The sequence below is a fragment of the Streptomyces aureoversilis genome (assembly GCF_042657885.1).
In the GTDB taxonomy this organism is placed as follows: domain Bacteria; phylum Actinomycetota; class Actinomycetes; order Streptomycetales; family Streptomycetaceae; genus Streptomyces; species Streptomyces aureoversilis.
Genome location: NZ_JBHSKJ010000028.1, coordinates 1 through 23,722, shown reverse-complemented (window position 1 = coordinate 23,722; position 23,722 = coordinate 1). Strand labels below are relative to the sequence as shown.

The window sequence follows — 23,722 nt, the reverse complement described above, 5'->3', positions numbered from 1 at the left end:
CTTGAGTCGAGGACCGATCGGGAAGCCCTGGCCCGGCGGCGAACCGGAGACCGTGGCCGCGCTGCTCCGGCACCGCGCGGACCGGACGCCGGACGCGCTCGCCTACCGCTTTCTCCCCGGTGCCGACGACGCGAGCGAGTCGTGGAGCTACGGGGAACTGGACCTGCGCGCCCGCACCGTGGCGGGGCGGCTGCTGCGCGAGAACCTGGGCGGCAGGCCCGTCCTGCTGCTCCACCCGCCGGGCCTGGACTACATCGCCGCCTTCTTCGGCTGCCTCTACGCCGGGGCCATCGCCGTCCCCGCGTATCCGCCGGACAGCGCGCGCTTCGGCCAGACCATGCCCCGGCTCGCGGCCATCGCCCGGGACTCCGGGGCCACGCACGCCTACACCACCGCGGACGTCCGCGAGGCCGCGCGCGCCAAGCCGGAGGAGATCTCCGCGCTCGGCCTGGCCGGGCTGACGTGGCTGACGGCCGGCGACCTCGGGCCCGCGGACGCCGAGGCCTGGCACGAGCCGGGCACGGGCGGCGACTCGCTCGCCTTCCTGCAGTACACCTCGGGGTCGACGTCCGACCCCAAGGGCGTCATGGTCACCCACACCAACCTCGTCCGCAACCTGCGCTCCATCCATCTGCGCCTGGAGCACGACGAGGACTCCGGCATGGTCTCCTGGCTGCCGCCGTACCACGACATGGGGCTCATCGGCGGCATCCTGACCCCGCTCTACGGAGGCTTCCCCGCCCACCTGATGGCGCCGGCCACCTTCGTCCGGCGGCCGCTGCTGTGGCTGGACACCCTCTCCCGGACGGGGGCGTCGACCAGCGTCGCGCCCAACTTCGGCTTCGAGCAGTGCCTGCGCCGGATCACCGACGAGCAGCGCGACGCCCTCGACCTGAGCACCTGGCGGCTCGCCCTCAACGGCGCCGAGCCCGTACGGGCCGAGACGCTGGAGCGCTTCGCCGACCGCTTCGCCCCCTGCGGCTTCGACCGCCGGGCCCTGCTGCCCTGCTACGGGCTGGCCGAGGGCACCCTGATGGTCACGGGCATCGACGCCGCGCAGCCGCCCGTCCTCGGCGCGTTCGACACCGGCGCCCTGGCCCGCGGCGCGGCGGAGCCCGCCGCGGAGGGCGCGGAGCGGGTGACCCGGGTCGTCGGCTGCGGCACGCCCGTCCCGGACGTCGAGGTCGCCGTGGTCGACCCGGACACCCGCCGCCGGGCGCCCGAGGGCCGCGTCGGCGAGATCTGGGTGGCCGGGCCGAACGTCGCCGAGGGCTACTGGGGCCGGCCGGAAGCCACGGGCGAGTCGTTCGGCGCCCGCATGGCCGGTGAGGACGAGGAGACCGCTGCGGCCCATCTGCGCACCGGCGACCTGGGCTTCCTGCGCGACGGCCAGCTCTATGTGGTGGGCCGCACCAAGGACGTCGTCATCGTGCAGGGCCGCAACCACTACCCGCACGACGTCGAACTGACCGCCGAGAAGGCGACGGACGCCGTCCGCCCCGGCTGCGGCGCCGCCTTCGGCATCCCCACCGAGCAGGGCGAACAGCTCGCCCTGGCCTACGAGTCCGGCGGCGGCGACCCCGCGGCGGCCCTCGCCGCGCTGCGCACCGCCATCGCCGAGGAGCACCAGGTCGCCCCGCACACCGTCGTCCTGCTCAAACGGTCGACGGTGCCCAAGACGACCAGCGGCAAGATCCAGCGGCAGGCGTGCCGGGCGGGGCTGACGGGCTTCGGGCTGGAGGTGGTGGCGGCCAGCGTGGTGCGCGAGGACGCGGGGCCGCCGTCCCCCGCGGCCCGGCCGGGCCGCGAGGAGGCGGTGGAGGCGGTCGCGCGCGTGCTGGGCCGGGCAGCCGGCCCGGACGACGTCGCCGACCGCGGCTTCGCCGAACTCGGTCTGGACTACGCGGGCCTCCTGGAGGCCGTGGGCGCACTGGAGCGGGAGTTCGGCGTAGCGGTCCCGGTGGGAGAGCTGCTGGTGCGCCCGCACGCGGCAACACTCGTGGAACTGCTGCTCGCGACCGGGCCCGGCGGGAGCGCGGACCCGTACGGCGTGACCCCGACCGTGGAGGAGGCCGGCGAGAGCAACCGGGCAGCCGTCGTCGGCACGCCCGGGGACCGGCCCGGCGAGGACGCGCTCGCGGACGGACCTGGCTCGGGCGCGACCGGCGAAGGGCCCCGCGCAAGCACGCGTGCGGGCCGGGCCGGCACGGGCACGTTCGCGAGCCCGGCCGGTGAGGGCACGCCCGCCGGCCGGCCCGGCGAGGACACGTCCGCGGACGCACCCGGCGCGGGCGGAAGTGCGCCCCGCGCCGCCGCCGTCGAGGCGTGGCTGGCCGCGCGGATCGCGGGCCGGCTCGGTCTGCAGGCCTCCGCGATCGACCGGGACCTGCCCTTCACCTCCCTCGGGCTGGACTCCCGGCAGGCGGTGGCCGTCACCGGCGAACTGGGCGCCTGGCTGGGCCGCGAGCTGCCCGCGGGCCTGGTCTTCGAGCACCCGTCCGTCCGCGCGCTGGCGGCCCGCCTCGGCACGCAGGAGCGACCCCGGCCCGCGGCCGTCCCGGCCGCCCCGGCCCCCGGCGAGCCGATCGCGATCGTCGGCATGGGCTGCCGCTTCCCGGGCGCCCCCGACGTGGACAGCTACTGGCGGCTGCTGCTGGACGGCCGCGACGCCGTCGGCGAGGTGCCGCGCGACCGCTGGGACCCCGGCCTCGTCGACGCCCCCCGCCACGGGGGGTTCCTGGACCGCGTCGACGCCTTCGACGCCCGCTTCTTCGGGATCTCGGCGCGCGAGGCCGAGCGCATGGACCCGCAGCAGCGGCTGCTGCTGGAGGTGGCCTGGCAGGCGTTCGAGGACGCGCACGTCACGCCCGCGCGCCTGGCGGGCAGCGAGACCGGCGTCTTCGTCGGCATCAGCAGCCACGACTACGCCGAGCTGCAGATGCCGCACCTGGAGGCGGTCGACGTCTATTCGGCGACGGGCAACGCCCAGTCGGTGGCGGCGAACCGGCTCTCGTACCACTTCGACCTGGCGGGCCCCAGCCTCGCCGTGGACACCGCGTGCTCGTCGTCGCTCGCCGCCGTCCACATGGCGTGCCAGAGCCTGCGGGCGGGAGAGTGCCGCGCCGCGCTCGCCGGCGGGGTGAATCTCCTGATCACGCCGGGGCTGTCGGTGGCGTTCGCGCAGGGCGGGATGCTCTCCGCGGGCGGGCGCTGCCGGACCTTCGACGACGCGGCCGACGGCTACGTGCGCGGCGAGGGCGTCGGCCTCGTCCTCCTCAAGCCGCTGTCCGCGGCCCTGGCCGACGGCGACCGCGTCCACGCGGTGATCCGGGGCTCCGCCCTGGGCCACGGCGGGCGCAGCAACGGCCTGACGGCGCCCAAGGGTTCGGCGCAGCGCACGGTGATGGCACGGGCCCTGGCCCAGGCCGGCCTGGAGGCCTCCGCGGTCGGCTACGTCGAGGCGCACGGCACGGGCACGGCGCTCGGCGACCCCGTCGAGTGGGGGGCGCTGGCGGGCGTGTACGGGCGGGGGCGGGCCGCGGAGGAGCCGTGCCTGGTCGGCTCGGTGAAGACGAACATCGGCCACCTGGAGGCGGCCGCGGGGATCGCCGGGCTGATCAAGGCGGCCCTGGTCACCAAGTACCGCCAGGTGCCTCCGTCGCTGCACCTGTCCACGCCCAACCGGGGCCTGGACCGGGAGGGTGCGGGCCTGGAGGTGGCCACGGACCGGCGTGCGCTGCCGGTGCGGGACGCGGCGCGGGCCGGGGTGAGCTCGTTCGGGTTCGGCGGCGCCAACGCGCACGTCGTCCTCGAAGCGGCGCCCGAGGTCCCGGCCGCCGCCCCGGCCGCGGGGCCCCTGCGCCCGCGGCACGCGCTGTGCCTGTCCGGGCACACGCCCACCGCCCTGGCCGCGCTCGCGCGCCACTACCGCACGCACCTCGCGGCGCACCCGGACGCGGACCTGCGGCAGGTGTGCCACTCGGCGAACACCGGGCGCGCGCACCTGGCGCACCGCGCGGTGCTCACCGCGACGTCGGCCGCCGGCCTGGACGCCGCGCTGGAGGACCTGGTGCGCGACCGGCCCTCGACGGCGGCGGTCCGCGGCCACGTGCTGGGCCGGCCGGAGCCGAAGGTGGCGTTCCTCTTCAGCGGGCAGGGCACCCAGTACCCGGGCATGGCGAAGGAGCTGTACGGCACGCACGAGGCGTTCACGCGCACGCTCGACCGCGCCGACGCCGTGCTGCGGCCGCTGCTCGGCACCCCGCTGACCCGGCTGCTCTTCGACGAGGACGGTGCCGCGCGGCTGCGCAGCACGCGGTACTGCCAGGCGGCCCTGGTCGCCCTGGAGGCCGCGCTGGCCGGGGTGTGGACGTCGCTGGGCGTGCGCCCGGCGGCCGTGCTCGGGCACAGCGCGGGCGCGATCGCCGCGGCGGCCGTCGCCGGGGCGGTGTCCCTGGAGGACGCGCTGGCCCTGGCGGCGGAGCGCGGGCGGCTGATGGACGCGCAGCCGGGCGACGGCGCGATGATCGCGTGCGTCGGCGACCCCGGCGCGGTCCGCGCGGTGGCCGAGGGCTTCGCCTCGGTCGCGGTCGCCGCGGTCAACACCGGTGACCACCTGGTGCTGTCGGGCGAGGCCGCGGAGATCGCCGCGGCGGGCGAGGCCCTGCGCGGGCGCGGCGTCACCGTACGGCCGCTGGTCGTCTCGCACGCCTTCCACTCCCCGCTGATGGCGGGCGCGGCGGCGCCGTTGCGGGAGGCGGCGGGGCGGATCGCCTTCGCGGAACCCTCCGTGCCCTGGGTCTCCGACGCCACCGGAGAGCTCACCGGCCGCCCCGACGCGGACTACTGGCGCGCGCACATGCTCGGCACGGTGCGCTTCGCCGACGGCTTCGCGACGCTGCGCCGGCTGGGCTGCGACGCGTTCGTGGAGGTCGGCCCGCATCCGACGCTCCTCAACCTGGGCCGGTCGATGACGGCGGCCGAGCCCGGTGCGGCGGACGTCCCGGCGCCGCTGTGGCTGCCGACGCTGCGGCGCGGCGGCGACGCGTGGGAGTCGCTGCTGCAGTCGCTGGGCCGGCTGCACTGCGCGGGCGGCGCCGTGGACTGGGCCGCGCTGGACGGGCAGGACGCGCCGCGGCGCGTCCCGGTGCCGCACGCCGTCCTCGAACGGGAGTCGTACTGGTTCACGGCCCCCGCGGAGCGGGCCCGGCGGTCCGCCGTGACCGGCCCCCGCCGCGCCGTCCTCCGCGCCCCGCCCGGAGCCGCAGGAGCCGTACGCCCCGGCGGCGGGCGGCGCGGTCGTCGAGGGCAGCGTCCTCGGCCACATCGCGCGGATCTGCGGCTTCCCCGCCGAGCAGATCCCCCCGTACGCCCGCCTCGGCGTGGACCTGGGGTTCGACTCGCTGATGCGCACCGATCTGCAGCGCAGCATCGCCGCCCAATTCCCCGATCGGATGGACGCATTGCACCGTGACCTTCCCGAGGACCCGACGGTACGGGACCTGGTGGACCGGCTGGGCGACGGCGGCGGACCCGTTCCGCAGGCGCCTGCCACCCCCGCCCCCGCCCCGGCGCAGGCCGTTCCGCCCCTGGTTCCGCAGCCCGCGCGGCCGGCGGTGAAGCAGGAGTACGCGTTCGAGGAGTGGGCCGAGTACGCCGAGCTGCAGGGGCGGCTGCGGCAGGCCCGGTCCGGCGGCTCGAACCCGTACGGCCGCTCGCACGAGGGCTTCAACTCCGCCGAGGCCACCATCGGCGGCCGCAAGGTCGTCAACTTCGCCGCCTTCAACTACCTGGCGCTGTCAGGACATCCGCAGGTGCGGCAGGCCGCGAAGGAGGCCATCGACCAGTACGGCACGTCGGCGTCGGCGACCCCGCTGCTCTTCGGCGAGACGCCGCTGCACCACGAGCTCGACGCCGAGATCGCCTCGTTCCTGGGCACCGGGGCGGCGATCGTCTTCGCGGGCGGCCACGCCACCAACGTGGCCACGGTGGGGCACCTCTTCGGGCCGGAGGACCTCATCGTCCACGACGAGTGGAGCCACGACTCCACCGTGCGCGGCTGCGTCCTCTCCGGCGCGCGGCGGCGGCCCTTCCCGCACAACGACTGGGAGGCCCTGGACCGGATCCTGACCGCGCTGCGCGGCCGGCACCGGCGGGCGCTCGTGGTGATCGAGGGCGCCTACAGCCAGGACGGCGACATCCCGGACCTGCCCCGGTTCATCGAGGTCAAGCAGCGCCACGGCGCCATGCTGATGATCGACGAGGCGCACTCGGTGGGCGTGCTCGGGGAGACCGGTCGCGGCATCGGCGAGCACTTCGCCGTCGACCGGGCCGACGTGGACCTGTGGATGGGCACCCTCAGCAAGGCGATCGGCAGCCTCGGCGGCTACATCGCGGCCCGCGAACCGATCGTCGAGTACCTCCGCTTCACCGCTCCCCTGCACATCTTCAGCACCGGCATCTCGCCGGCGAACGCGGCGGCGGCCCTGGAGGCGATCCGGGTCGTCCGCAAGGAGCCGCAGCGCGTGGCCCGGCTGCGCGAGCTGTCGGACTTCTTCCGCGACGGGGCCCGGGAGCGCGGCCTGGACATCGGGGTCTCCCGGGCGTCCGCCGTCATCCCGGTCATCACCGGCGACTGGGAGAAGACGATGGCCCTGTCGAACTCCCTGCTGGAGCAGGGCGTCAACGTCATGCCCATCGGCTATCCGGCCGTCGAGCGCGACAAGTGCCGGCTGCGCTTCTTCGTCAACGTCGACCACACCGAGGTCGACCTCGAAACCTCCCTCGACCTTCTGGTGTGATCCCATGTCGACGCTGAACAAGGACACCTCCGGCTCCCCCGCCCCCGGCCCCGGCGAACAGCCGGACGTCCTGGTCACCGGGGCCAGCGGGTTCATCGGCGGCCACCTCGTCCGCCGCCTCGCCGAGCGCGGCCACCGGGTGCGCGTGCTGGTGCGGGAGGGCAGCGACCGGTCGGGTTTCGCCGGCTCCGAGGCCGGCGCCGTGGTCGGCGACCTGAACGACCTCGCGAGCCTGCACCGGGCGGTGGCCGGGGTGCGGCAGGTCTACAACTGCGCGGGGATGTCGGCGGACTGGGGCGCCTGGGAGGACTTCCGGCGCATCAACGTCACCGGCGCGGCCAACGTCGTCGAGGCCGCGGCCCACGCGGGCACGGTGCGGCGGGTGCTGCACGTCAGTACCACCGACGTCTACGGCTACCCCGTGCGGCCCTGCGACGAGCGCACCGAGCCGCGGGACACCGGCCTGCCCTACAACCGCAGCAAGCTGCTCGGCGAACGGGCGGTGCGCGAGGCCGCCGAGCGCACCGGGGTGCCGGTGACGGTGATCCGCCCGGTGTCCGTCTACGGGCCCGGCAGCAAGGACTTCGTCATCGAGATCGCGGACCTGCTGCTGCGCAAGCAGATGGTCTACATCCGCCAGGGCCGCGTCCCGGCCGGACTGCTGTACGTGGGCAACGCCGTCGACGCCATGATCGACGCGTGCACGTCGGAGGCGACGGCCGGGCGCGCGTACAACCTGCGCGACCCCGGGCTCACGACGTGGCGCGAGTACATCGAGGCGCTCGCCCGCGGCCTGGGCGCGCCGCCGCCGAAGCTCAGCCTGCCCACGCCGGTGGCCACCCTCGTGGCGACGGTCTCGGAGAAGCTCTACGGCGCCTTCGGCATCAAGGCGCGGCCGGTCCTCACCCGCCACGCGGTGCACCTCTTCGACCGCGACCAGTCGTACGGGATCGAGCGCGCGCAGGAGGAGTTCGGCTTCAAGAGCCCGGTGGGCTTCGAGGAGGGCATGCGGCGGACGGTCGCGTGGCTGGACTCGGCGGAGGGGCGCAGGCATGTCGCCCGCTGAGCCGCTCGTCGCCGCCCTCCCCCGGGACGCCCTGTGGTTCCCGCGCTTCGGGGCGCCGCCGCCCGCCGCCGGCGCCGCGGGGACCGTGCTGATCTGCTTCCCGTACGCGGGCGGCACGGCCTCCGTATACCGCGACTGGCGCGAGCCCCTCGGCACCGAGGTCATGGCCCTGCAGCTGCCGGGCCGCGGCCTGCGCATGCGCGAGGAGCCGTACACGTCCGCGGAACCGCTCGTGGCCGACGTGGCCGACGAGCTGGTGCGCCGGGGCCTGACCCGCGACTACGCGTTCTTCGGGCACAGCATGGGCGCGCTGCTGGCCTACGAGACCGGCTGCGCGCTGCGGGAGCGCGGCGAGCCCGGGCCGCGGCACCTGTTCGTCTCCGGCAGCAGGGCGCCGCACTTGTACGGGGACCGCACCGAGCACCTGCTGCCCGACGCCGGGCTGCACCGGTTCGCGGCCGGCATCGGCGCGCTCGGCGACGGCGACCGGGCGCTGGTCAACGGCGCCTACCTCGCGCGGAGGCTGCCGGTCCTCCGGGCGGACCTGCGGGTCTGCAACGACTACCGCTGGCGGCCGCGCCGTCCGCTGGACTGCCCGATGACGGCGTTCTCCGCGAGCGACGACCCCGTCGCCGGGGCCGCGGAGGTGGAGGCGTGGCGCGCGTACACGACGAGCTCGTTCCTGCGCCACCACGTGCCCGGCGACCACTTCTTCCTCACCACCGACGGCCCGTCGCGGGAGCGGCTGCTGCGGGAGCTGCGCGGTGAGCTCGCCCGCCTGCCCCGCGCCGCGGCCCTCACGACCACCGACGGGGCCGCCGCGCCCCGCTCCGAGCAAAGGGAAGCCTCATGGACCTACTGAGCCTGGTCAAGAGCGTCGGCAACCGCGTCGGGGAGCCGCTCGGCGACGCCCTGGCCGCGGTGCGGATCGTCGGCAACTGGCGGATGCCCCTGCTCCTCGCGGTGTCCAAGGGGGTCATCACGCCCGTCTACCGGGCGGCCTTCCTCGCCTCCGCGACGGGCTCCGGCGTGCTCGGCTGGCTGGCCGTGCGCCCCTGCGACCTGGAGTCGCTGGCCGACAAGCTGGGCGCGACGCAGGACAAGGAGCGGCTGCGCGCCTGGCTGGAGATCGGGGTGCGCCTCGGCGAACTGGACAGGCGCGAGGGCTGCTACCGGCTCAAGAGCCTCGCCGCCCGGACGCTCGCGCGGGCCGGCAACGACGCCCTGGCCGCCGCCCTGGAGGAGGTACTGCGCTTCCACGTGCCGGTGCTGCTCGGCGGCCCCCGGATGGCGGCGACCGGCGAGCGCTTCTCCCTGGGCGACCAGGACGGGCTCGTCATCGCCCGCTCGACGCGCGTGATCGAGCCGTTCGTGGAGGCGGCGATCGCGCGCACCCTCGACCGGGAGGGCCCGGTGCGGCTGCTGGAGGTCGGCTGCGGCAGCGGCGTCCACGTGCGGCACGCGGCGCGGCTCAACCCGCGGCTGTCGGCCCTCGCCGTCGACATGCAGCAGGAGGTCGCGGAGACCGCCGCCAAGAACATGGCCGAGTGGGGGCTCTCCGACCGCGTCGAGACCCGGCAGGGCGACCTGCGCACCCTCGACCTGCAGCCGCAGTTCGACCTCGTGACGATGCACAACAACATCTACTACTTCGCCGAGGACGAGCGCGTGGCGGCGCTGGAGCGGGTGCGCTCGCTGCTGGCGCCCGGCGGGCGGATCCTGCTCACCACGTCCTGCCAGGGCGGCAACATCGGCCTGGACGTGCTCGGCCTCTGGTTCGCCTACGCCGACTTCGGCGGCCCCCTGCCCCGCGAGGAGGAGCTCGTCGCGCAGCTGGAGCGCGCCGGGTTCACCGGCGTCGAGGCGGCCCGGATCGTCCCGGGCGAGCAGTTCCGCGCCTTCACGGCCACCAGCAAGTAGTCCCCCGCGCAGGCCCGAGCGTCCAGGAGAGCCCGACATGGCAACCCGTCCCCAAGACACCGCCACCCTCGCAGCGCAGACCGGCGACGTCGTCGACCTCGGCGGTCCCGGGCGGGCCGACCCCGCCGTCCTCGGCGGCAAGGCGGCCCGGCTCGCCGACATGATCGCGGCGGGGCTGCCGGTGCCGCCCGCCTTCTGCCTGACCACCGCGCTCTTCACCCGCTACCTCGCCGACACCGGCCTGGCCGGCAAGATCGAGGGCACCGAGGGCGGGACGGTCCGCGAGCTGATCCTCGCCACCCGCATCCCCGCCCCGATCGCCGACGAGGTCCTCGCCGCCTACGAGAAGCTCGGCCGACCGCGGGTGGCCGTGCGCTCCTCGGCGCTCAAGGAGGACTCGGCGGCGCGCTCCTTCGCCGGCCAGCACGACACGGTGCTGGACGTCGCGGGGGACGCGGCGCTGCTGGACGCCGTGCGGCAGTGCTGGGCGTCGCTGTGGTCCGCCCGGGCCACGGCCTACCGCGACGGCGCCACGGCCGGGGCGATGGCCGTCGTCGTCCAGGAGATGATCCACTGCGACGTCAGCGGCGTGCTGTTCACCGTCGACCCCGTCAGCGCCCGGCCGCACCGCGTGGTGGTCGAGGCCTGCCAGGGGCTGGGCGAGGGGCTGGTGTCCGGGCGGGTCTCCAGCGACCTGTTCGTCGTCGACGACGGCAGCCTGGAGGTCGTCGAGGAGCGGGTGCGCTACAAGGTGGCCAAGTGGGCGCCGCTGGCACCCGGGAAGATCGGGATGACGAAGGTCGACGCCGCCGACCGCAACGTCCCCTGCCTCGACCACGCGCAGCTCGCCGAGCTCGCGAAGCTCGGGCTGCGGGTGCGCGAGCACTACGGCAGCGAGCAGGACGTCGAATGGGGCCTGCGCGGCGGCGCGTTCCACCTCTTCCAGACCCGCCCGATCACCACCCGGCCCGCCCCCGGCGACGCCGCGTCGCGCGCCGGGACGCTCAGCCCGTACGTGACGGAGCAGCCGGAGGCCGTCCAGCGGGGCACCCTGTGGTCCCGCATGGACATCGGGGAGATCTTCGTCGGCCTGATGACGCCGCTGGGCCTGAGCTTCGCGCGCTACTACCAGAAGAACGTCCACCTGGACTGCGCCGCGGCCCTCGGCGTCCGCGACACCGGCGAGGCCGACCTGCACATGGGCTTCTACCAGGGGCACGTCTACCTCAACATCTCCTACAGCGCCTACCTGCTCGGCCAGGCCCTGCCGACGCGCAACCAGCGCCACTTCACCAAGCGGTTCGTCGGCGAGGAGGTCGAAGGAGGAGCGCTCGCCGACTACGAGAACCCCTTCGGGACGTTCCCCGGCGGCCTGGAGGACCTGCGCTCCACCGCGCACTGGCTGCGCTCCACCGCCGCCGAGGCGGTGAGGATGAAGTCCCGGTCGGGCGAGATGGTCGCGTCGCGGCTCTACGAGTTCGACCGCGCCCGGCGGCTGGACCTCTCGCGCATGAGCCGCCGCGAGCTGCACGCCGAACTCACCCGCAACCTCGGCTACTTCCACGACATGCACATCGGCTACATGCCGTACTACATCAACGCCTTCGGGTTCTACGGGATCCTCACCGAGCTGTGCCGCCTGTGGCTCGGCGAGGAGGGCGAGAACCTGCAGAACCGCATCAAGACGGACATGTCCAGCCTGCGGACGGTGGAGTCCGCGAAGGAGATCTGGGCCGTCGCCCAGGCCGCCAAGGACCGGCCCCGGGTGCTGCGGATCATCGACGAGCAGCCGCTGGAGTCCGTCGAGGAGGCGCTGCGCGCGGACGACGAGGGCGCCGTCTTCTGGGAGCGGCACATGGAGCCGTTCCTGCGCGCCAACGGCACCCGCGGCCACCAGGAGATGGAGATCACCCACCCGCGGTGGATCGACGACCCGTCGTACATCTTCCAGATGATCCGCCGCTACGCCTCCGACGGCTTCTCCGCCGACGACATCCTCAGCCGCAGCAGCGGCTACCGCGACGACTCGCGGGAGATCCTCAAGAAACTCTCGCTGCCGCAGCGCAAGGTGATCGAGACGGTCATCTCGCTGTACGCGCTGTGCAGCGAGCTGCGCGAGACCACCCGGATGTCGATGATCACCTCGATCTGGCTGGTGCGCAACGTGGTGTACGAGGTGGGCCGGCGCCTGGTGGACAAGGGCGTCCTGCACTCCATCGACGAGGTCGCCCACCTCGACTTCGAGGACGTGCGGGCCTATCTGGCCGGGGAGGCCGGCGAGCCGGAGGCCTTCCCCCGGGAGCGGATCGACGAGGCCCGGCGCGTCCACGAGTACCGCAAGCGGCTGCCGGAGCCGCCGCTGACCTTCATCGGCGAGCACGACATCACCCAGGCCGTGCGACCGGCCCCCGACGGGGCCCGGCTGAGCGGGCTGGGGGCGAGCCCCGGGCGGGTCGTCGGCCGCGCCCGCATCGTGGAGGACCTCGCCTGGCAGGCCGACGAGTTCGAGGCCGGCGAGATCCTCGTGACCCGCTACACCGACGCGTCGTGGACGCCGCTGTTCGCCATCGCCGGCGGCGTCGTCACCGACGTCGGCTCGATGCTGTCGCACAGCTCGATCGTCTCCCGCGAGTTCCACGTGCCGTCGGTCGTGAACACCAAGTACGCGACGCAGCGCATCAACACCGGGGACATGGTCATGGTCGACGGCGACACGGGGACGGTCGAGGTCGTCGAAGGCTGAGCGTTTCGCACCGCGTTCGAGCAACTGCCCGAGGAGAGAACGAGATGATCCCCAACCAGTGGTATCCCATACTCGAGGCCAAGGAAGTCGGCAACGGCAAGCCCACCGGCGTCCGCCGCATGGGCGAGGAGCTGGTGCTGTGGCGCGACCTCGACGGCAACCTGGTCTGCCAGGGCGCGCGCTGCCCGCACAAGGGCGCGAACCTCGCCGACGGCCGGATGAAGGGCAACACCGTCGAGTGCCCCTACCACGGCTTCCGCTACGGCCCCGACGGCGCGTGCAAGGCCGTGCCCGCGATGGGCTCGGGGGCCCGGATCCCGCGCTCGCTGCGGGTGCCCACGCACCCGGTGCGGGAGGCGCACGGGCTGGTGTGGCTGTGGTGGGGCGAGGAGCGGGCGGAGGCCGACCTGCCGGGCATTCAGATCGCACCGGTCGTCGCGGACAACCCCAAGGCCCACTCGACGACGCACTGGACCCGTCCGGTCCACTACACCCGCTACATCGAAAGCCTGCTCGAGTTCTACCACATCACGTACGTCCACCGTGATCACTGGTTCAACTACATCGACTACCTGTTCCTCTACGGGACCGCGCGCAAACTGGGCCTGGACGGCAAGGAGCGCTACCTCGCGGCGACGAAGATCGTCAACCACAAGCTGGAGACCGAGGGCCAGACGCTGCGCTACTCCTTCGACCACCAGGAGGAGGCGGACCCGAAGAACAGCACGCACTACGTCATCACGTTCACCTTCCCCTGCCAGGTCCACGTCCAGACCGAGCAGTTCGAGGCGACGTCGTGGCTGGTCCCCGTCGACGACGGGCACACCGAGCACATTCTGCGCTGGTACGAGTACCCGACGTTCAAGCCGCTCCTCCGCACGGAGAAACTGCGGCGCATCCTGCCCTGGGCCTCCCTCTACATGGAGAAGTGGATCCAGGACGTCCAGGACGTCCGCATCATGGAGCGCCAGGAACCGAAGATCAGCGAGGGCGGCGTCAGCAAGTTCATCCCGGTCGACGAGCTCAACGCCAAGTACCTGGCGATGAGGTCGCGGCTGATCCAGGAGGCGGCGGCACCTGCGGCGGGCGAGAAGCCCGGGACGGCGGCCGCGCAGGAGTCCGCGGCGCTGCCGGCGCCTGCGGCGAAGACGGCACCTGCGAACGGCCGCCGGACGGCGAGGACGGAGGCGGCACCGGCGAGCCCCGCACGCTGAACCGGTGCGAGGCCGGGCCTGTCCGGTACCGCCCGGAAACGCAGCAGAACCCCGGCTCAGGAGCCGGGGTTCTGCTGCTGTGGCTCGACCGGCGTCAGCCGTGCGCCTCCGCCGCGGCCGGCTTCGGGATGAGGAAGGACGTCCCGAGGGCGGCGGCCATGATCACGACACCCGCGATCATGCCGGCGGTGTAGCCCGTGGACGAGGCCGGGTCGGCCGGCTGCACGGCGGTCTTCACCGCGTACAGCAGGGCGAAGCTCAGGCCCGCGCCGAGGTTGAACGCGCCCGCGTTGAGACCTGGCAGGAAGCCCGGGTTCTCCTTGGGCGACAGCACGATGCCCAGGCCGTTGAGCACGATGTTCGCCACGCCCGCGTAGGTGATGCCGACCAGCAGCGAGGCCACCAGCAGCAGGACGCGCGAGTGCGCCGGGATGGTGAGGATCATCAGGACGACGGACGCCGCCGACCCCACGAGCCCAAGGCGCAGGACGCGCCCGTAGCCGAAGGTCGCCGCGAGGCGGCCGGCGACCGGCCCCATGGCGAGGCCCGCGAGGGCGTACGGGGTGAGCGTCCACCACGCGGAGGCCTCGGCGGACATCCCCAGGCCCGCCTCGGCGTCCTGGGCGAGGGAGGGGATGAGGCCGTTCATGACGGCGAAGACGCCGGTCATGGTGAGCGTGGTGGTCAGCAGGGTGGCCCAGGTCCCGCGCTGCTTGAGGTGCCGGGTGGCGACCAGCGGGTGGCCGCTGCGGTCCTCGGTGCGCCAGAACAGGGCGAAGGCGACCGCGGAGACGGCCGTCAGCCCGGCGACCATCGGCCAGCGGGCGTCGCCCAGCTTGCCGGCCTCGTTGAGCGCGATGAGCAGCGAGCCGACGGAGACCACGAGCAGGGCCACGCCCGGCCAGTCCATCCGGTCGGCGGCCGCGACCTTGCTCTCGGGCGTCAGGGTGGCGACCAGGACGGTGGCGACGACGGCCACGACGGCCATCGCCCAGAAGACGGCCTGGAAGCCGTGGTTGTCCGCGAGGAAACCGCCCGCGAGGGAGTCCACACCCGCGACGCCGCCGTTGACGGCCGTGATCACACCGAGCAGGGTGCCGTAGCGCTTGGGCTCGGTCACCTCGACCCGCAGCATGATCAGGCACAGGGGCACGGTGGGCCCGGACGCACCCTGCAGGATCCGCCCGGCGAACAGCATGGGCACGCTGTCCGCCAGCGCCGCGACCACGCACCCGACGGCCATCAGGGCCAGCATGCCGGCCAGGACCTTGCGGCGTCCGACGACGTCGCCGAGGCGCGGCAGGAAGAGCGAGAACAGGGCGGCCGACGTGAAGAACGCGGTCTGGGTGAGGCCGATCTCGGCGGAGCTGGCGCCGAGGCTGTCCTCGATGCTCTTCAGCGCGGGGCTGAGCATGCTGGCGTTGAGCTGGAAGGCGACACAGGCCGTGAGCAGCGCGGCGACCAGCACGCCCACCCGGACGGGACGGCGGCCCGTCACATCGGCGGACCGGTCACCGGTGGCGCGCCCGGCGCGCTCGGTGGTGGAAGGGTTCATGCCTCGTGGATCTCTGATAGTTCAGGGCACACGGAAAAACCCCAGCCCGGCTGGGGTTTCGACGGTGTCCAGGGACGTGCAGACCGGCCTCCCTCGCCGAGCGCTCCCGACGGGCCCCTGACCTGCGGAAACGCCCCCCCGAGAGGGACGCTTCGTACCATATTACCCGCCCCGGCGGGCCCGCGGACCGCACGGCCGCGTGGCCCGCGGCACACGGCGGCCGCCGCGCCCCTTTCCCGGACGACAGCCGTGCCCCTTTCCCGGGTGGAGGCCATGCCCCTTCCCCGGGCGGAGGCCGGACTCTTCCCCGGGCGGAGGCCGGACCTCCTCCCATACGGACGGAGGCGCGCGCCGAGGCCGTACCCCCTCCCGGACGGAGAGGGACGAGATCCGGCCGATGCCGTCAGTGGGCCGCCCGGGCGGGGAGCCAGCCGGCCTGGACGGCGAGGACGCCCGCCTCGAAGCGGCTGCGGGCGCCCAGGCGCTCCATGAGGCCGGTGGCGATGCGCCGGGCGGTGCGCTGGGAGACGCCCAGCCGCTTGGCGATGGCCTCGTCGGTGCGGCCTTCCGCCAGGAGCCGGACCGTGGCCTCCTCCTGGCCGGTGAGGCCGCGCTCGTCGCGGGCCGGGCTCGCCCCGAGCGGCCGGGCGCCCGCCCAGACGGTCTCGAAGAGGGCGCAGAGAGCCGCGAGGATGCCCTGCCCGGTCAGGACGACGGCGCGGGCCGCCGTGTCGTCACTGTTCACCGGCATCACGGCGGTGGCCCGGTCGATGATGATCATCCGGGTGGGAAGCGCGGGCGCCGTCCGGATCCGTCCGCCCAGCCGCGTGAGCCACTCGGCGTAGGCGGTGGTCGAGGGACTGTTGCGGACGCTGTCGAGATAGACGGTGCGCAGCCGGACGCGGCGGCCGAGCAGCTCGCGGTCCAGCGGGCGGGAGGCCGCCATGCTGGCCTCGGTCTGCGCGCCGTCGGGGCTGAAGGCCATGACCTCCTCGCGCACCTCGCGGGTGAGGTGCGCCAGCCGGTCCCTGATCTCGTCCAGCCCGACCAGCTGCTCCCCGCCCAGGCTGGCGGCGACGGAGCGCTGGTCGGCGTACTCGGCGATGAGCTGGGCGGCGGCGACGCGCGACTCCTCCAACCGCTGCTGCTGCGCGGCCAGCCGGGCCTGCTGGCGGGACATCAGGATGTCCAGGCCGATGTCGGGGGAGACGGCGCGCAGCCCGCCCGCGTGCTCGGCCGACGGGCGCACCAGCGACAGCTCGCTCAACACGTCGAGCCCGGCGCGCACTTCGGCCCCGGTCAGGCCCAGGTACGCGGCCAGCGCGGCGACCCCGGCGCCGGGCATGGCCAGCAGCCCCCGGTAGACCTGCTCGGATCCGGCATCCAACCCCAGTGTGTCCAGCATCTGCGCCCCCCGGCGATCAAGGACAATTACCGAAATCACCCATGATCATTACATGGTGCACACAAACATGTGTAGCTCTTACCGGGGCAAGTCCCTGGCCGTTTGCGGCCATGGACGGAAGAGTTCCGCTTGATCCCTGGTGGGCGCGTCCCCCGCTTGCGAGAGTTGCCGCCATGTATCTCGTGCACGTCGGCCTGCGCCGACCCCGCCGGTCGACGGAACTCCCCGCCGAGATCAGGGAACTGGTGCTCGCGCGCGCCCTGTCGCGGGAGCGCATCGAGCACATCTCGGTCCACCCGCAGGCCAGGCCCCACCCGGTCCTCGGGGTGTACCTGCTCGCGGACCGGCTGGAGGAGGCCGAGGAGCACGCCGAGCAGGCCTGCCGGCGCGCCATCGCCCACTGCCCGCAGCTCGCGCGGTGGGAGGTGGTGGACGCCCAAGTGCCTCTGCTGGATGTGCGCGTGGCGTCGTCCGCCGGGTCCCTGGACTGATCCGTCCCAGGCCCTTTCGGTCCATCGGAAAACCCTTCCGCCCCTTCCGTCCCAGGACGAAGCTTTCTCCTGTCAGCCGGTACGAACGGCTGACCGGCAGAACCAGCAGAACCGGCCGGAACCGGCCGGGCATCACCGCGGGATGCCCACCGGTCCGCCGCTCCTCTCGACGCTTCGTTCCCGGAAGGACCACCTGAGATGTTCCGTACCCGCATCGCCGAGGCCGCCGCGGTCGTCGCCCTCGCCCTCGGAGCCGCCACCCTGGCTCCGGCCGCCGTCGCTGTCGCCGCCGACACCGTCACTCAGGACACGGCTGCCACTCAGGTCACCGGTGTTACGCCGGCCACCGCTGCTGTGTCGGCCACTGCTGTTGCGCAGATCGCCGCTGCCGACACCCTGCTGACGACTGCCGACGAGAACACCGTCCCGGTGGTCCCCGACTCCATGGGCTGGCAGTGACCGACGGGCCGCCACCGGCCCTGGCCCACCTGTAGCACGCCCTTTTCTCGCCCGTTCCTCTCCTTCGTCTCTTCCTTCTTCTCTTTCCTTCTTCTCCTGGCGGACGGGCGACACCGCCCCTCCGCCCGGCCTCCGGCCTCCGGCCTCCGGCTCGCGATCGTCAGCTGCCCCTTGTCCCGGTGCGCAGCCATCGCCTTCTGAGCCGCTCTTCCCACCCTTCACCTCACCCCACCTCTTCACGGGAGATCCTTGTGTCCAAGCACGCCTATCTGCGCAATTCCGCCATCGGTATCGCCCTCGTCTGCGCCGTCACGGGCGGTGGATTCACCCTGGCGACATCGGCCACGGCGGCACCGGTCCCCGCGGCGGTCGCCGCGGACGAGGAGCCGGGCGACTTCGGGAGCAACGGCCAGGGCCCGATGCTCCCCGTGGAGCCCGACGGCGAGGAGTTCTTCAACGTCGCGGGCGCCAGCAAGGACGCCCCGAGAATCAAGCGCAGCGAGACGCTCAAGCGCGCCGCGGAGTGGGTGGGCAAGGGCATCCCGTACAACATGGGGGGCTCGTACCGGGGTCACCGGACCGACTGTTCCGGGTACGTGTCCATGGCCTGGCGCCTCGCCTGGGACATGGCCACGCCCAACTTCGGCCCCCAGGGCGTGACCGAGAAGATCAAGAAGAGCGAACTCAAGGCCGGTGACGCCCTGCTCAACCCCAAGCCGGGCCGGTACGGGCACGTCGTCCTCTTCGACAAGTGGGCGAACGCGGACCACACCAAGTACGTGGGCTACGAGTTCAGCAGCTCCGGCGTGCACCACCGCGAGATTCCGTACCCCTACTTCCCGGGCCACGACACCGACAGCTACTACCCGGTCCACAACAAGTCCGTCGTCGACGACGAGCGGCCCCCGGTCGACCCCGGCATGACGGAGCTGACGGCCGGCGACCTCAACCACGACGGCAAGAAGGACATCGTGGCCGTCCAGGTCTCCACCGGAAAGCTCTTCCTCTACCCCGGCACCGGAAAGAGCGGCCTCAACGCCCTCGACGACCGCGTGGAAATCGGCACCGGCGGCTGGAACGGCATGCGGAACCTCACCGTCGGCGACTTCAACGGGGACGGCAAAGCCGACCTCCTCGCCACCAAGCGGGCGGGCGGCAAGCTCTACCTCTACCCCGGCACCAACGGCAAGGGCCTCAACGCCCTGGGCGACCGGATCGAAATAGGCTCCGGCGCCTGGAACGGGATGAAGCACCTCACCGCGGGCGACTTCAACGGCGACGGCAAGACGGACCTCGTCGCCGCCAAGACCGACACGGGCCAGCTCTTCCTCTACCCGGGCACCCGCAAGTCCGGACTCGACGCCCTCGACGACCGCGTCGAAATCGGCACCGGCGCCTGGAACGGCATGAACAAGGTCGTCTCGGGCGACTTCAACGGCGACGGCAAGGCCGACATCGTCGCCACCAAGACCGAGACCGGCGAGCTGTACCTCTACCCCGGCACCGGGAAGTCCGGCCTGGACACGCTCGGCAAGCGCGTCGAGGTCGGCACGGGCGGCTGGAACGACATCTCCGACTACGCGGCCGCCGACTTCGACAAGGACGGCATCGACGACCTCGCCGCCGTCGACTCCGACCCGCGCAAGACCGGAAAGCTCTACTTCTACCGGGGCAACGGCAAGGGCTTCGCGCCCCGCGTGGAGATCGGCACCGGCGGCTGGTGATCCGCCGCCGCACCGCGGCCGATCGTCGCACCACGCCCGACCGCCGCGCTGCGGCCGACCGCCGCACCGCAGCCATCCGTCGCACGGCACCCGTCCGGCCCGTCTGACGCGTGCCTACGGGGCGGGTCCGGCACCCCTCTCGCGGACCCGCCCCGTCCCTCGCCTCCCTCCCCGGAGAACTCCATGAGCCCCAAGCGCATGCGCGGCCTGGCCGCGTTCGTCGCCGCCGCCGCGGTGCTGTCCGTACCGCTGCAGTCCGCCACCGCCAACGCCACGGCCTTCGCCGCCACGGGCACCGCTCCCGCCGCGGCTCCGACCCCGGCCTCCGCCTCTGCTCCGGCCTCCGCCCCCGCGTCCACGTCCGCGTCCACGTCCACCTCCGCCTCCGCCTCCGCCTCCGCCTCCGCTTCCGCTTCCGCTTCCACCGACGGGCCGGGCGGCACCACCCCGGTCATGTACCGCGGCCTCACCCTCGACATCCCCGCCGGCTGGAACGTGGTGAACCTGGACGAGCACCCGGACACCTGCGTCCGGCTCGACCAGCACACCCTCTACCTCGGTCACCCCGGCGCGAACCAGGACTGCCCGGCGCACCTGATCGCCGACAAGACCGACGCCCTGGTCCTCGAACCCTTCGCCGACGCCGTCCCGCGCCCCGAGGTGCCCGGGGTGACCGTCCGGGCCGGCGACCACGTCCCCGACGCGCTGCCCACCGACGAGCAGCACGAGGTGCGGGTCGCGTTCGAGGGCGCGGGCCTGTACGCGACCGCCGGTTACGAGGACTCCCCCGCCGCCGTGCAGAAGATCCTGGCCTCGGCGCGGACCGACGCCTCGGCGCGACCGGGCACCGTCCTCGAACCCTCGGCCGCCGCCGTCCCGCAGGCAGCGGCGGCCCCGGTGAAGCCCACCACGGGCTTCACGGGCAAGGCGTTCGACACGTGCACCGCGCCGTCCGGCGCGGCGATGGCCGACTGGGCCACGTCCCCCTACCGCGGCATCGGGATCTACATCGGCGGCCCGTCGATCGGCTGCCCCAGCCAGCCCAACCTCACCCCGGCCTGGGTGCAGGCGCAGACGAAGGCCGGGTGGCACATGCTGCCCGTCTACGCGGGGACGCAGGCGACCCGCATCTCGCCCCGCACCGCCGCCAAGGACGGCCGCGCCGCGGCGGACAAGGCCGTGGCCCTCGCGAAGCGGCTGGGCTTCGTACCGGGAACGGTGATCTACGAGGACATGGAGGGCGGGTACAAGGCGGAGTACAACACCCGCGTCGTGCAGTACCTCTCCGGCTGGTCGGAGCGCATCCGCGAACTCGGCTTCCGCTCGGGCGTCTACAGCTCGACCGGCGCCGCCATCGATCAGCTCGACGCGGTCTACAACTCCGGTTCCTACGAGCGCCCGGACGTGATCTGGGCGGCCACCTGGAACGGCAAGGCGAACACGGAGATCCCCGGTGTTCCGGCCGGGCACTGGGGCAACCGCCAGCGGATCAACCAGTACTCGGGGAACGTCCACGAGTCGTACGGCGGCACCAAGCTGCTGATCGACCGCGACTACGTGGACGTGGCGCCGGCCGTCATGGACCCCGGAATGACGGAACTGACCGCCGGCGACTTCACCCACGACGGCAAGAAGGACCTCGTCGCCGTCCAGGTCTCCACCGGAAAGCTCTTCGTCTACCCGAACACCGGAAAGTCGGGCCTGCGTACGTTCGGCAGCCGTGTCGAAATCGGTTCCGGCGGCTGGACCGGCATGAAGAACCTGACCGTCGGCGACTTCACCGGCGACGGCAAGGACGACATCGTCGCCGTGAAGGACGAAACGGGCCAGTTGTTCCTCTACCCGGGAACCAACGCCAAGGGCCTGAGCACTCTGGACGACCGGATCGAGATCGGCTCGGGCGCCTGGAACGGCATGAAGCACCTCGCCGCGGGCGACTTCAACGGGGACGGCAAGACGGACCTCGTCGCCGCCAAGACCGAGACCGGTCAGCTCTTCCTCTACCCGGGCACCCGCAAGTCCGGACTCGACGCCCTCGACGACCGCGTCGAAATCGGCACCGGCGCCTGGAACGGGATGAACAAGGTCGTGTCCCCCGGTGATTTCAACGGTGACGGCAAGGCCGACATCGTCGCCACCAAGACGGGCACCGGCGAGCTCTTCCTCTACCCCGGCACCGGAAAGACGGGCCTCAACGCCCTGGGCAGCCGCGTCGAGATCGGCTCCGGCGGCTGGAACGGCATCTCCGACTACGCGGCCGCCGACTTCACCGGCGACGGCATCGGTGACCTCGCCGCCGTCGACTCCGACCCGGGCGAGACCGGAAAGCTCTACCTCTACCGGGGCAACGGCAAGGGCCTGGACCAGCGCACGGAAATCGGCACAGGCGGCTGGTGACGCGCGCGCTTCTCGCATCTTCCTCTCTCTTCTCCCTCTCCAAGAACAAGAAAAGGTCCGATGTCCACGTCATCGCCATCGTCATCGCTGTCGTCGTCACCGTCGTCATCGCCGTCGTCATCGCCGTGCCGTATGCGCGCGTTGCTGGCCGCCACCGGCGTCGCCGGGGTCACTGCGCTGTCCCTCTTCGCCTCCGGCCCGGTGGCACAGGCCGCCTCCGTCGCCACCTGGGACAAGGTGGCCCAGTGCGAGAGCAGCGGCAACTGGCACATCAACACCGGCAACGGCTTCTACGGCGGCCTGCAGTTCAGCCAGGGGACCTGGTCGGAATTCGGCGGCAAGAAGTACGCCGAGCGCGCCGATCTGGCCACCAAGGAGGAGCAGATACGCATAGGCGAGAAGGTGCTCGACAAGCAGGGCGAGCGGGCCTGGCCGACCTGCGGCCCGAGGAACGGACTCGGCAAGGACCACGCGGACCCGTTCCCGTCCAAGCCCCTGCCGGCCGACCCCGGAATGACGGAACTGGTCACGGGTGACTTCAACCGCGACGCCAAGAAGGACCTCCTGGCCGTCCAGGTCTCCACCGGAAAGCTCTTCCTCTACCCCGGCACCGGAAAGAGCGGGCTCGACACCTTCGGCACCCGCGTCGAGATCGGCTCGGGCGGCTGGAACGGCATGCGGAACCTCACCGTCGGCGACTTCAACGGCGACGGCAAGGACGACCTCCTCGCCGTGAAGAAGGAGACCGGAGAGCTCTTCCTCTACCCGGGCACCAAGGCCAAGGGCCTCGACGCCTTCGACGACCGCATCGAGATCGGCTCCGGCGCCTGGAACGGCATGAAGCACCTCGCCGCCGCCGACTTCAACGGCGACGGCAAGGACGACCTGATCGCCGTGAAGGCCGACACCGGGCAGATGTACCTCTACCCAGGCACGGGCAAGTCCGGCCTGGACACCCTCGGCAAGCGCGTCACGTGGGGCACCGGTGACTGGAACCGCATGAACAAGGTCATCTCCGCGGGCGTCTTCGACCAGCTCGGCGCGCCCGAGCTCATCGCCACCGACACGAAGACGGGCAAGCTGCTCCTCTTCCAGCCGGACGCGAAGAACCACACCTTCGATGCCGGCTCCTCCATCGAACTCGGTGCCGGCGGCTGGAACGGGATCTCCGACTACGCGGCCGGTGAATTCACCCACGACGGCCAGACCGACCTCGTGGCCGTCGACTCCGACCCCCACCGCACGGGCAAGCTCTACCTCTACCCCAACGACGGCTCCAACAGCGCCTTCAAGCCCCGCATCGAAATAGGCACGTCCGGCTGGTGATCTGCCTTCCCGCCCAACCCTGAAGAACGAAAGAACGAAAGAACGGAAGAACCCCGGGCCACCTGGGGTTCTTCCGTTTTCGGAGGGGGAGGACCGCCCGGGGGCATTCCGTCCGGGTCAGCGCAAGGTCAGCACCAGCACGGCGACCACCCAGACCGCCCCGCACACCATGCCCCACGCGGTCGTCCGGCGTTTGAGCACCCGGTACACCGCCTCGTACTCGGCACGCAGTTCAGTGCTTCTCGCGGCGATGCGCCGGAGGTACGTGCGGGACGCCGCGAGCTGCTCCACGGTGTAGCGGTGTTCGAGATCGGCGCGCTGCGAGTCGGTCAGCCAGGGGATTCCGGCGGTGAATTCCCTGGCCCTTTCCCCCGCCTTTCGCTTCTCTTCCTCCCACAGCAGGTATCCCTCGATCTCATTGATGGCCTCTGCGGTCGTCCTCATGCGAGCGCCTCCTTCCGCGAGCCGGTCTCCACGGCCGGTGCGTCCACGCCGGGGTGGTGCAGGTCGAACGCCGGGGATTCGGAGCGGATGCGCGGCAGCGTGAGGAAGTTGTGCCGCGGCGGCGGGCAGGAGGTCGCCCACTCCAGCGAGCGGCCGTAGCCCCACGGGTCGTCGACCT

At 72.8% G+C, this 23,722-nt stretch carries 15 protein-coding genes and 1 pseudogene; 12 read left to right on the top strand and 4 right to left on the bottom strand.

Annotation, left to right across the window (positions count from 1 at the left end):
• The first annotated feature begins 1 nt into the window (after position 1).
• The 7 genes from ACFPP6_RS33260 to ACFPP6_RS33230 are packed head-to-tail and all read left to right on the top strand — an operon-like array spanning position 2 to position 13,743.
• The gene (locus ACFPP6_RS33260; protein WP_382050234.1) at positions 2-5,473 is read left to right on the top strand and encodes a beta-ketoacyl synthase N-terminal-like domain-containing protein; all 5,472 of its coding nucleotides are present in this window, start codon (positions 2-4) and stop codon (positions 5,471-5,473) included.
• Positions 5,358-6,800, top strand: coding sequence for an aminotransferase class I/II-fold pyridoxal phosphate-dependent enzyme (locus ACFPP6_RS33255; RefSeq protein ID WP_382050331.1), 1,443 nt, complete (start codon positions 5,358-5,360; stop codon positions 6,798-6,800). The genes ACFPP6_RS33260 and ACFPP6_RS33255 overlap by 116 nt, the downstream gene beginning before the upstream one ends.
• 4 nt (positions 6,801-6,804) lie before the next feature.
• On the top strand, positions 6,805-7,866 hold the full coding sequence (locus tag ACFPP6_RS33250; protein WP_382050232.1) for an NAD-dependent epimerase/dehydratase family protein: 1,062 nt from the start codon (positions 6,805-6,807) through the stop codon (positions 7,864-7,866).
• Positions 7,853-8,728, top strand: a complete 876-nt coding sequence (locus tag ACFPP6_RS33245) for a thioesterase II family protein (protein WP_382050230.1) — start codon at positions 7,853-7,855, stop codon at positions 8,726-8,728. Before ACFPP6_RS33250 ends, ACFPP6_RS33245 begins: the two co-directional genes overlap by 14 nt.
• Entirely contained in the window at positions 8,716-9,786 is a 1,071-nt protein-coding gene (locus ACFPP6_RS33240; protein ID WP_382050228.1) for an SAM-dependent methyltransferase, read from the top strand. The genes ACFPP6_RS33245 and ACFPP6_RS33240 overlap by 13 nt, the downstream gene beginning before the upstream one ends.
• A 37-nt stretch (positions 9,787-9,823) precedes the next feature.
• Entirely contained in the window at positions 9,824-12,529 is a 2,706-nt protein-coding gene (gene redH, locus ACFPP6_RS33235) for an undecylprodigiosin ligase RedH (protein WP_382050226.1), read from the top strand.
• Between the two features lie 44 nt (positions 12,530-12,573).
• On the top strand, positions 12,574-13,743 hold the full coding sequence (locus ACFPP6_RS33230; protein ID WP_382050224.1) for a Rieske 2Fe-2S domain-containing protein: 1,170 nt from the start codon (positions 12,574-12,576) through the stop codon (positions 13,741-13,743).
• Between the two features lie 94 nt (positions 13,744-13,837).
• Here ACFPP6_RS33230 and uriT read toward each other — a convergent pair whose 3' ends face one another.
• Both uriT and ACFPP6_RS33220 read right to left on the bottom strand, forming a co-directional pair.
• Positions 13,838-15,298 carry a uridine transporter UriT gene (gene uriT / locus ACFPP6_RS33225; protein ID WP_382050222.1) on the bottom strand — a complete coding sequence of 487 codons (1,461 nt, stop codon included), beginning with the start codon at positions 15,296-15,298 and terminating at the stop codon, positions 13,838-13,840.
• Between the two features lie 403 nt (positions 15,299-15,701).
• Positions 15,702-16,703 (bottom strand): LuxR C-terminal-related transcriptional regulator, encoded by a 1,002-nt coding sequence (locus tag ACFPP6_RS33220; RefSeq protein WP_382050220.1) that lies wholly within the window; start codon positions 16,701-16,703, stop codon positions 15,702-15,704.
• Positions 16,704-16,876: 173 nt separating this feature from the next.
• On the opposite strand from ACFPP6_RS33220, the gene ACFPP6_RS33215 reads away from it, so the two are divergent.
• From ACFPP6_RS33215 to ACFPP6_RS33195, 5 genes are all read left to right on the top strand, one after another.
• A complete protein-coding gene (locus ACFPP6_RS33215) occupies positions 16,877-17,194 on the top strand; it encodes a hypothetical protein (RefSeq protein WP_382050218.1) in 318 nt (105 codons plus the stop codon).
• Between the two features lie 198 nt (positions 17,195-17,392).
• Complete coding sequence (locus ACFPP6_RS33210; RefSeq protein ID WP_382050216.1) at positions 17,393-17,653, top strand: hypothetical protein; 261 nt, start codon at positions 17,393-17,395, stop codon at positions 17,651-17,653.
• Positions 17,654-17,904: 251 nt separating this feature from the next.
• Positions 17,905-19,377: a C40 family peptidase gene (locus ACFPP6_RS33205; protein WP_382050214.1), complete on the top strand. Its 1,473-nt coding sequence runs from the start codon at positions 17,905-17,907 to the stop codon at positions 19,375-19,377.
• A gap of 183 nt (positions 19,378-19,560) precedes the next feature.
• Entirely contained in the window at positions 19,561-21,774 is a 2,214-nt protein-coding gene (locus ACFPP6_RS33200; protein WP_382050212.1) for a glycoside hydrolase domain-containing protein, read from the top strand.
• Between the two features lie 132 nt (positions 21,775-21,906).
• On the top strand, positions 21,907-23,100 hold the full coding sequence (locus ACFPP6_RS33195) for a transglycosylase family protein (protein WP_382050210.1): 1,194 nt from the start codon (positions 21,907-21,909) through the stop codon (positions 23,098-23,100).
• Positions 23,101-23,217: 117 nt separating this feature from the next.
• Here ACFPP6_RS33195 and ACFPP6_RS33190 read toward each other — a convergent pair whose 3' ends face one another.
• A complete protein-coding gene (locus ACFPP6_RS33190; protein WP_382050208.1) occupies positions 23,218-23,544 on the bottom strand; it encodes a hypothetical protein in 327 nt (108 codons plus the stop codon).
• Positions 23,541-23,722 (bottom strand): annotated as a pseudogene (locus ACFPP6_RS33185) (aa3-type cytochrome oxidase subunit I); the annotation flags it as partial. The gene ACFPP6_RS33190 and the pseudogene ACFPP6_RS33185, both read right to left, overlap by 4 nt.

Excerpts from the sequence above, each read along its gene's own strand:
- ACFPP6_RS33250 (WP_382050232.1), top strand. The coding sequence starts at position 6,805 with ATGTCGACGCTGAACAAGGACACCTCCGGCTCCCCCGCCCCCGGCCCC.
- ACFPP6_RS33245 (WP_382050230.1), top strand. The coding sequence starts at position 7,853 with ATGTCGCCCGCTGAGCCGCTCGTCGCCGCCCTCCCCCGGGACGCCCTG.
- ACFPP6_RS33240 (WP_382050228.1), top strand. The coding sequence starts at position 8,716 with ATGGACCTACTGAGCCTGGTCAAGAGCGTCGGCAACCGCGTCGGGGAG.
- redH (WP_382050226.1), top strand. The coding sequence starts at position 9,824 with ATGGCAACCCGTCCCCAAGACACCGCCACCCTCGCAGCGCAGACCGGC.
- ACFPP6_RS33230 (WP_382050224.1), top strand. The coding sequence starts at position 12,574 with ATGATCCCCAACCAGTGGTATCCCATACTCGAGGCCAAGGAAGTCGGC.
- uriT (WP_382050222.1), bottom strand. The coding sequence starts at position 15,298 with ATGAACCCTTCCACCACCGAGCGCGCCGGGCGCGCCACCGGTGACCGG.
- ACFPP6_RS33220 (WP_382050220.1), bottom strand. The coding sequence starts at position 16,703 with ATGCTGGACACACTGGGGTTGGATGCCGGATCCGAGCAGGTCTACCGG.
- ACFPP6_RS33215 (WP_382050218.1), top strand. The coding sequence starts at position 16,877 with ATGTATCTCGTGCACGTCGGCCTGCGCCGACCCCGCCGGTCGACGGAA.
- ACFPP6_RS33210 (WP_382050216.1), top strand. The coding sequence starts at position 17,393 with ATGTTCCGTACCCGCATCGCCGAGGCCGCCGCGGTCGTCGCCCTCGCC.
- ACFPP6_RS33200 (WP_382050212.1), top strand. The coding sequence starts at position 19,561 with ATGAGCCCCAAGCGCATGCGCGGCCTGGCCGCGTTCGTCGCCGCCGCC.
- ACFPP6_RS33195 (WP_382050210.1), top strand. The coding sequence starts at position 21,907 with ATGCGCGCGTTGCTGGCCGCCACCGGCGTCGCCGGGGTCACTGCGCTG.
- ACFPP6_RS33190 (WP_382050208.1), bottom strand. The coding sequence starts at position 23,544 with ATGAGGACGACCGCAGAGGCCATCAATGAGATCGAGGGATACCTGCTG.